General features: G+C 43.0%; 8 protein-coding genes and 1 tRNA gene. 4 read left to right on the forward strand and 5 right to left on the reverse strand.

Annotation, left to right across the window (positions count from 1 at the left end; translation table 11 throughout):
• The first annotated feature begins 119 nt into the window (after positions 1-119).
• A complete protein-coding gene (locus PHP90_RS07400; protein WP_299927572.1) occupies positions 120-590 on the forward strand; it encodes a hypothetical protein in 471 nt (156 codons plus the stop codon).
• Positions 591-729: 139 nt separating this feature from the next.
• Here the strand turns inward: PHP90_RS07400 and fabI are convergent, their stop codons facing one another.
• The 4 genes from fabI to gap all read right to left on the reverse strand — a co-directional run bounded on the left by fabI (position 730) and on the right by gap (position 4,639).
• On the reverse strand, positions 730-1,554 hold the full coding sequence (gene fabI / locus PHP90_RS07405) for an enoyl-ACP reductase FabI (protein WP_299927575.1): 825 nt from the start codon (positions 1,552-1,554) through the stop codon (positions 730-732).
• 6 nt (positions 1,555-1,560) lie between these two features.
• Positions 1,561-2,280 carry a triose-phosphate isomerase gene (locus PHP90_RS07410; RefSeq protein ID WP_299927578.1) on the reverse strand — a complete coding sequence of 240 codons (720 nt, stop codon included), beginning with the start codon at positions 2,278-2,280 and terminating at the stop codon, positions 1,561-1,563.
• Positions 2,281-2,398: 118 nt separating this feature from the next.
• On the reverse strand, positions 2,399-3,589 hold the full coding sequence (locus PHP90_RS07415; protein ID WP_299927581.1) for a phosphoglycerate kinase: 1,191 nt from the start codon (positions 3,587-3,589) through the stop codon (positions 2,399-2,401).
• Positions 3,590-3,634: 45 nt separating this feature from the next.
• Entirely contained in the window at positions 3,635-4,639 is a 1,005-nt protein-coding gene (gene gap, locus PHP90_RS07420) for a type I glyceraldehyde-3-phosphate dehydrogenase (RefSeq protein WP_299927584.1), read from the reverse strand.
• A 77-nt stretch (positions 4,640-4,716) separates the two neighbouring features.
• Here gap and nadD point away from each other — a divergent pair, with 77 nt between their 5' ends.
• The 3 genes from nadD to PHP90_RS07435 are packed head-to-tail and all read left to right on the forward strand — an operon-like array spanning position 4,717 to position 6,322.
• A complete protein-coding gene (gene nadD, locus PHP90_RS07425) occupies positions 4,717-5,262 on the forward strand; it encodes a nicotinate (nicotinamide) nucleotide adenylyltransferase (RefSeq protein WP_299927587.1) in 546 nt (181 codons plus the stop codon).
• A complete protein-coding gene (gene rsfS, locus PHP90_RS07430; protein WP_299927590.1) occupies positions 5,246-5,572 on the forward strand; it encodes a ribosome silencing factor in 327 nt (108 codons plus the stop codon). Before nadD ends, rsfS begins: the two co-directional genes overlap by 17 nt.
• Before the next feature lie 3 nt (positions 5,573-5,575).
• Positions 5,576-6,322, forward strand: a complete 747-nt coding sequence (locus PHP90_RS07435) for an ElyC/SanA/YdcF family protein (protein ID WP_299927592.1) — start codon at positions 5,576-5,578, stop codon at positions 6,320-6,322.
• 49 nt (positions 6,323-6,371) lie between these two features.
• Here PHP90_RS07435 and PHP90_RS07440 read toward each other — a convergent pair.
• Positions 6,372-6,448: transfer RNA gene (locus PHP90_RS07440), tRNA-Arg, on the reverse strand.
• Positions 6,449-6,493 lie beyond the last annotated feature (45 nt).

Raw genomic sequence — 6,493 nt, forward strand, 5'->3', positions numbered from 1 at the left:
AGGGAATGTGACAATTTTGTAATGGCTGCGTTTGCACTTCACTAAATAGCCTTTTGAGACGATTATGGTATAGTATGGAGATTAGTATTAATTTATCAAACAGTATAAAGGAACCGACCGTGAAATCTTCTCACTTGATTACTATATCCCTATCCACATTATTGCTAAGCGCTTGCTCCAACCATGTAGATGTATCTCCCTCGCAAAACAGCTCATTGAATGCTGTTACTCCCAACACTGCGGCAGAAGCCAAGGGTGGAATGATGCAAAAATCCCTCGATAGCTGGCTCAAAGAAGAGTGGTCACCAGCAACCAGTACCAAAACCACTACTGCACCGGATGGAACAGTAACTACAACCAAAATCGAATCTGATAAAGTAGTAACGACCAAAACGGCACCAAACGGCACGGTTGTGACCACAACCGCTCCTGTCATTCAGGAGCCGGAAGATACTACTCCGTTTACACTGCAAAAGTATGTGGATAAATGGAAAGCCTATCAAGAAAATCAAGCGAAGATGAAAGAGGGGCAGCCGAAAGAGCCTTCGGAGATCGATAAAGTGAACAGTTTGCCCGTTATCGGCAAGTAACGTTTCGTAACGTTTAATACTTTTCTTTTTCATAAGAAAAGTATCCAAAAGAAAATCACCCCCTCAATAGAACGCTTCCAACCGCTTTGGCACTACTGCCAGCGGTTAGACTCTAGGTAAATTGCGGGGCACTATTATCTTATTTCATTCCATCCCAGACAAAAACACTTTTACCATCACTGTTTTTCTCTACCGCTGCCATACCCATGATGTTATAGCCCGCATCAACGTAATGCACTTCACCGCTTACACCGCTGGAGAGATCGCTAAGCAAGTACATGGCTGAGTTTCCAACCTCTTCGATCGTAACGTTTTTACGTAGCGGAGCATTGGCTTCGTTCCAGTTCAGGATTTGTTTGAAATCGCCGATTCCGCTGGCAGCAAGGGTACGGATCGGTCCGGCACTGATCGCGTTAACACGCTGTCCTTTGGATGCACCCAATTCTACTGCCATATAGCGAACCGTAGATTCGAGTGCCGCTTTTGCAACACCCATTACATTATAGTTCGGGATGTATTTCGGTCCGCCGAGGTAACTCAGAGTAATAATAGAAGCGCCCGGTGCCAAAACACTTTCAAGACGATTGGTCAAATCGATCAACGAATAAACAGAAACATCCATTGCAATTTGGAAGGCGCTCTTAGAAGTTTTCATGAATCCTTCCGTAAGTGCTTCTTTGGGAGCAAATGCAACTGAGTGAACCAAAAAATCGATTTGGCCGAAGTCTGCCGCTACTTTAGCTGCAATAGCTTCCATATCCGACTCATCGGATACGTCCAATTTATAAACAGGGCTATTATTAAAACTAGCTGCGATGGGCTCTACACGCTTTTGCAACGCTTCGTTTAGGTAGGTGAACGCCATTTGCGCCCCTTGTGCATGAAGCGCCTGTGCAATTCCGTATGCGATCGATTTATCATTGGCCAATCCTACGATCAGTCCTTTTTTCCCTTGCATTAACATCTTTCTTTATTCTCCTTTTTCCATGTTTAATTCTGAAGCCTGAGCGACCATGTCGCAAAAATCATGCGCACTGAGTGCCGCCGATCCGACGAGGACACCATCCACGTTTTCAAGAGCCATAATATCACCCGCATTATCCACTTTGACACTTCCGCCGTATAAAAGAGGTGCAGCAGTTTTTTCCCGCAATGCACCGTGAACCTGCTCAATATCTTGCGAAGATGGAGTGAGTCCCGTACCTATTGCCCATACCGGCTCATACGCCACTATCAGATCAGGATAGGTTAGATCAATCCCCTCGAACTGAGCTTCGATATAGGTCATTAAAGATGATATGCCCTCTTCACGAACCGATAGAGGCTCGCCTACACAATATACGATTACAAATCCCTGCTCTGCAAAGAAGCGAAATTTTGCCGCTATCTGTTCTTGCGTCTCACCCAGAATATGTCGGCGTTCAGAATGGCCGATAAGAATTGTTTTAATCTCAAACTCTTCAAGCTGTTCCAAGGTGATTTCACCTGTAAAAGCCCCATTTTGAGCCGGATACGCATTTTGAACACCGATCAATACATTACGAGGAAGGTGTTCCAGTGCCGTGAACGGAGGGAAAACAATGATCGTATCATCAATATTGTTTGCACTGACAAACGATTCTACCACGGCCATATAAGCTCGAGTATCTTGGCGCGTTTTATTCGCTTTGAAATTTGCACAAAGTATCATTTAATTTCCTCTCTTTGTTCGGAATAACGCCAACGGAGCAAAGCCCCGCTCGGCTACGCTAACGCTAAGTTTTCTTTGGCAGAAAGCCCGCGCACAGCAAACCGTGCTTTTAAATTTTTTATTTCATCAAAGGTTTTACGCCCGGAAGGATTTTCCCTTCTAACAATTCCAACGACGCACCGCCTCCCGTTGAGATAAATGTCATCTCCTCATCAAGCCCGATACGCTGAACCAAATCAGCTGTATCTCCGCCCCCGACAACAGTTGTTGCATACGAATCAGCAACAAAGTGGGCAATTTTATTGGACCCGCGAGCAAAACGTTCCATCTCATAAACTCCCATCGGGCCATTCCACAAAATCGTTTGCACATCACCGAGAACCTGACGATACAATCGTACCGTTGCAGGTCCGATATCCAATCCCATCCATCCGGTGGGGATCTCTTGAACACTGCATAAACGGCTCATTGCATCCGGAGCGAATTTCTCTGCCGCGACTACATCAAAGGGGAGATAAAACTTGACTCCAAGACGTTTCGCTTCATTCATAATGTTCGTTGCTTCATCTAATAAATCATCTTCGACCAAGGAATTCCCTACATCGTATCCAAGTGCTTTGAGAAATGTAAATGCCATTCCTCCACCGATCAACACTTTATCAACTTTTGGCAATAGATTAATTAACGCTTCAAGTTTTCCGGAAACTTTACTCCCCCCTACGATTGCAGCAAACGGCCGGACGGGACGTTCTAGGAGAATATCAAAGAACTGAATCTCTTTTTGAAGTAAAAAGCCTGCTGCTTTATGTGCTTTGTCAAAATGCTCGGTAATCCCTGCTACCGAAGCATGCGCACGGTGGCTTACACCAAAAGCATCATTAATATAGACCTCAACCATGGATGCCAATGCACGGCTCAGTTCAGGATCATTTTTTGTTTCACCTTTTTCAAAGCGTAGATTTTCCAATAGCATTACTTCTCCGCATTGAAGCTCAGATGAGAGTTTCATTGCACTTTCTCCAACAACGTCAGCAGCCAGTTTTACTTCAATTTTAAGAAGTTGATGCAGTCTTCTAGCAACAGGGGCTAGAGAATATTTCTCATCCATTTCCCCTTTTGGACGTCCGAAATGTGACCCAAGAATGATCGCACATCCTTGATCCAAACAATAGCTGATGGTTGCAAGAGCCGAACGGATACGGCGATCATCGGTAATATTGCCGTAATCATCCGTAGGGACATTAAAGTCACATCGTATAAATACTTTTTTGCCGTGAATGTCGCACTCTTTGATACCGAGTAACTGCATTTTTTTCCTTCTTACTGTAAGATTAAAAATTAATTTTATTATATTTTATTGTTTATTAATAAACAATGCCATTTCGATAAGTCGATTGGAATATCCCCACTCGTTATCATACCACGCCATGATTTTGATTAAATTTCCGTCGATCACCTGTATCAGATCATCTGCTACTGTAGCACTGAAACTTGAACCTACAAAATCCTGCGAAACACGATACCGTTCATCTACCTCTAAAATTCCCTGCATCTGATGATGGGCATACGATTTGAAAAGGGCACTGACTTCTTCTTTGGTTGTCCGTTTTTTCACGACAACATTTAAATCTACCATAGAAACATCCGGAGTAGGAACACGGACACTTTGTCCGTGAAGTTTCCCTTCCAGATTTGGCAGAACAAGACTAAGTGCTTTTGCCGCACCCGTCGTCGTCGGAATCATATTGAGTGCTGCCGCACGAGAACGGCGTTTATCAGTGCCATGCGCCGAGTCGATAATCGCCTGCCCGTTTGTATACGCATGAATTGTGGTCATAAGCCCTTTTTCAATCTCATACGCTTCGTCGATAATTTTTGCAATCGGGCCCAAACAATTTGTCGTACACGAAGCATTAGAAATGATACTTTCGCCGGCATAAAGGTGCTCATTAACACCCAATACAAACGTCGGGATCGTATTGTCTTGCGTCGGAGCGGAGAGAATAACTTTTTTAACCCCTTTTTCCAAATGGTGACGCGTCAAAGCTTCCGTCAAAAACAGACCGCTGCATTCCAAAACAACATCAGCACCCAGAGCGCCAAAATCGAGATTTTCAGGGTTTTTTTCACACAATATTCGGACTTTATTTTGTCCGATTTGCAGATACTCTCCCTCTACCACTGCCACATCCGTTCCAAAGGATCCATGAACCGAATCGTTTTGGAGGAGATAAAGTATCATATCGATTGAAGCCATATCATTAATCGCTACGAGCTCAATATCTTCGCGTAAAGCGATGATACGAGTAACACAGCGACCGATACGACCGAAACCGTTAATAGCAATCTTCAATGCCATCACCTTTTTCCTAAAACTAAATAGGGGGGATTTTACCAAAAATCGGTTATAATTACGATTAAAAGAAGTTAAGGCTCATGAAGCTTGCTCTCTATGGCGGAAGTTTCGATCCGCCGCATGCCGGACACGTCCGTATCGTTAATGAAGCGTTGAAGATTCTGCCGATAAATCGGTTAGTCATCGTCCCTGCATCACGAAATCCATTTAAAGCAACAGTACGCGCAAACAGCACGGTACGTTATAAATGGCTGCAAACCATTTTTGCCGATTATCCGAATGTCGAAATCAGCGATTTTGAGATTAAACAAAACCGTAGCGTACCGACGATCGAAACGGTGAAACATTATGCGGCACTTTACGATGAAATCTACCTCATTATTGGGGCAGACAATCTCGAGAAGCTTCATGATTGGCACCGATTTGAGGAATTAAATCAGATGGTGCACTGGGTTATAGCCTCACGGGGTAATATCCCTATCCCGAAACATATGATTTCCCTCAACGTCAATGAGGAGATCAGTTCAACCGATTTTCGCTCATCCTTCAATTCTTTGGGGCTTGAATCGGCAATCGAAAATGACATAATCACTTACTATAAGGAACTCAATGAATCCGAGAATTGAAAAAATAAGCGCCATCCTCGACCAAAACAAAGCCGAGGCAATCGAAGTTTTTGACCTCCAAGGAGGCGACTATTTCGCCGACTACGTTATCCTTGCGTCTTCATTAGGAGAACGCCATACCCTTGCCCTGCTCGACCATCTTAAAAAAGGTCTCAAACCTGAAGAACAATTTTTATACGTTGATGAAAGCGGAGACTGGGTTGCTATCGATTTAGGCGATATTCTGATCCATATCCTAACCCCTCAATACCGAGTCAAATACGATTTGGAAAGCTTTTTGGGTGAGATTACGGCACGAAAGAATAAATAAAACGTGTTTTTTCTAAAAAAGGCATTTTCCTCTTTTCTTTTGCCTTTTCCCATTTTTCTTATACTTTTAGGGCTAAGTTTATTTTTTTGGAAAAAAGGTTCAATCCGAAAAGCAAAGTCTTTTTTCTTTGTGTCACTTTTATGGATTAGTCTTCTTTCTTATACCCCTTTTTCATCCCTTCTATTATTCCCCCTTGAACGTACTTATCCAAAAATTGATTCATCTCATATTTCGATACGCTATATTCATGTACTCGGATCAGGGCACATTACGAACCCTACAATTCCGCTTGAATCAGAAATAGAACCCCCTTCCTTGATCCGCGACATAGAAGGAATTACTCTGTATAAACAAAATCCTGGAATTAAGCTTATTTTTAGTGGATATGCTAAAAACGATCCTGTTTCTAATGCCCGAAAGAACGCACAATTAGCAATCGCGTTGGGAGTTAACCCTGCTGATATCATTCTACTGGAAACTCCAAAAGATACGTATGAAGAAGCTATTGCAGTAAAAAAAATCATTGGTATCACTCCTGTGATACTTGTTACTTCAGCTTCACATATGCCGCGTGCCAATGCCCTATTTCATAAAGCAGGCATCAATACGATCCCTGCACCAACCGATTTTCTAGTAAAAAAAGAAGAGGATCTATTTCAGTTACCTTCGGCTGGAGGATTAATGCGTTCAGAAAGAGCTTTTCATGAATATTTAGGACTGGTATGGGGAAGATTATCGGGTATTTTATAAAAATGCTTATGATTGATAATTAAGAAGGGAAGAGTTATCTAAAGAAAGATGGTGCGCCCGAAGGAATTCGAATCCCTGACCGCCGGTACCGCAAACCGGTGCTCTATCCAGCTGAGCTACGGACGCATCTTTTAAAGAGAACGAAATTATAGCTTAAAAAGCTTAAAAAAG

Origin of the sequence: Sulfuricurvum sp., from assembly GCF_028712165.1 — a bacterium.
Classification (GTDB): domain Bacteria; phylum Campylobacterota; class Campylobacteria; order Campylobacterales; family Sulfurimonadaceae; genus Sulfuricurvum.